Source organism: Anaerococcus marasmi, from assembly GCF_900290195.1.
Lineage (GTDB): Bacteria > Bacillota > Clostridia > Tissierellales > Peptoniphilaceae > Anaerococcus > Anaerococcus marasmi.
This window is the reverse complement of sequence record NZ_OLMF01000002.1, coordinates 1-813: the sequence shown is the minus strand read 5'-3', so window position 1 is coordinate 813 and position 813 is coordinate 1. Positions and strand designations below refer to the sequence as shown.

General features: G+C 32.5%; 1 protein-coding gene. It reads left to right on the top strand.

Annotated elements, in window-relative coordinates; genetic code table 11:
• Window positions 1-813: IS110 family RNA-guided transposase (locus C7D97_RS00020; protein ID WP_105300185.1), on the top strand; the 813-nt coding region annotated here is incomplete at both ends.

Below are 813 nucleotides of genomic sequence, written 5' to 3'. Positions count from 1 at the left end.
TTTCTGAGTCTTTTTCTTTTTCTAATTCTATTAGGGGGTTAGAGAAGTTTCAGAAATTTATTTCCTCTTTTTCGATTGATTCTAACAATTGTATTATTGGTATGGAAGCTACAGGTCATTATTGGCTGTCTCTTTATTCTTTCCTTATTGATTTAGGTTTTTCTTGTATTGTTATTAACCCTATTCAATCTGATGCTTTTAGAAAGATGTATATTAGACAGACTAAGAATGATTCTGTGGATTCTTTTGTTATTGCTCAAATTCTTAGGTTTGGTGAGTTTTCTGTTTCTCATTTTTCTGATGAGGATACTTTTGCTTTAAGAAATCTTTCTAGGTTCAGGTTTGCTCTTGTTGATGAAGCTTCTGATTGGAAAAGAAAGCTTGTTGCTATTTTAGATCAGGTTTTCCCTGAGTATTCTTCGCTTTTTTCTAATATTTATGGTGTTACTTCTAAAGAGCTTTTGAGTAAGTATCCTTTGCCTGAGGATATGATTTCTATTCCTGCTGATGAGCTTGCTAAGCTTTTGTCTAAGTGTAGTAAGGGTCGCTTTGGTATTGATAAGGCTAAAGAAATTCAAGAGAAGGCTTCTAATTCTTTTGGTGTTAAGTTTGCTTTGAAGTCTTTTTCTTTTCAAATCAAACAGATTATTGCTCAAATTTCTTTTCTTGAAGATCAGATAGCTGATATTGAAGATGAAATTTCTTCTATGATTAATTCTTTATGCCCTGTTATTACTTCTATCACCGGTATTGGTGATGTCTTAGGTGCTGCTATTTTCTCAGAAATTGGTGATATTTCACGATTTGAGAGAG